This is a genomic window from Pelomonas sp. KK5 (genome assembly GCF_001984095.1).
Classification (GTDB): Bacteria; Pseudomonadota; Gammaproteobacteria; order Burkholderiales; family Burkholderiaceae_C; genus KK5.
This window is the reverse complement of sequence record NZ_LYVQ01000517.1, coordinates 1-782: the sequence shown is the minus strand read 5'-3', so window position 1 is coordinate 782 and position 782 is coordinate 1. Positions and strand designations below refer to the sequence as shown.

The window sequence follows — 782 nt, the reverse complement described above, 5'->3', positions numbered from 1 at the left end:
CGTCGCGCCAGTCCACCAGCTCGCCGTTCATCCAGATCTTGCCGTCGCGGTCGTCCATGCCCATCGGGAACTCCTGTGCTTTGTATTCCGGGGGGAAGCCGGGGATTTTACGGGGCGGCGTGCGCGGTCCAGCCGGTGATGCGTCCGTCGCGCAGCGCCACGTCCACGCGCGCACCACCGGCGTCGGTCCAGCGGTAGCCGCCTTCGATCGCTTCGCCGAGGCTGCCGGCCAGCGGCAGCACGTCGACCAGCTTCATGCCCTCGCGCAGCTTCGCGCCCAGCGCCGCCGCGTCGGCCACGCGGCCGACCGGTCCCTTCTGCGCCATGCCCATCAGCTTCATCAGCTGCCAGAACTGGACCAGCAGGATGACGATCAGCACGGCCATCACCAGCACCACGCCCTTCCATCCGCCCAGCGCACCGGCGGCGAACAGCGCGGCGATCGCGACAACGATCCTCAGCAGCCGGCTCATAGCGACCTCGCCAGTTCCATGGCTTCCTCGATCCGCTCGACGCCATGCACGGTGAGCCCCTCGATCGGCTTCTTCGGCGCATTGGCCCTGGGCACCACCGCCACGCTGAAGCCCAGCTTGGCGGCCTCCTTCAGCCGCTCCTGCCCGCGCGGCGCGGGCCGCACCTCGCCGGCCAGGCCCACCTCGCCGAAGGCGATGAAGCCCTTGGGCAGCGGCCGGCCGCGCAGCGAACTCTGGATCGCCAGCAGCACCGCCAGGTCGGCCGCCGGCTCGCTGATGCGCACGCCGCCGACCGCGTTGACGAACACG

Annotated in this window: 2 protein-coding genes; both read right to left on the bottom strand. The window is 70.8% G+C overall.

Annotated elements, in window-relative coordinates; translation table 11 throughout:
• Positions 1-107: 107 nt before the first annotated feature.
• Positions 108-473 carry a hypothetical protein gene (locus B0W88_RS32075; RefSeq protein WP_077038443.1) on the bottom strand — a complete coding sequence of 122 codons (366 nt, stop codon included), beginning with the start codon at positions 471-473 and terminating at the stop codon, positions 108-110.
• Positions 470-782: S16 family serine protease (locus B0W88_RS32070; protein WP_304442612.1), on the bottom strand; the 313-nt coding region annotated here is incomplete at its 5' end. The genes B0W88_RS32070 and B0W88_RS32075, both read right to left, overlap by 4 nt.

Excerpts from the sequence above, each read along its gene's own strand:
- B0W88_RS32075 (WP_077038443.1), bottom strand. The coding sequence starts at position 473 with ATGAGCCGGCTGCTGAGGATCGTTGTCGCGATCGCCGCGCTGTTCGCC.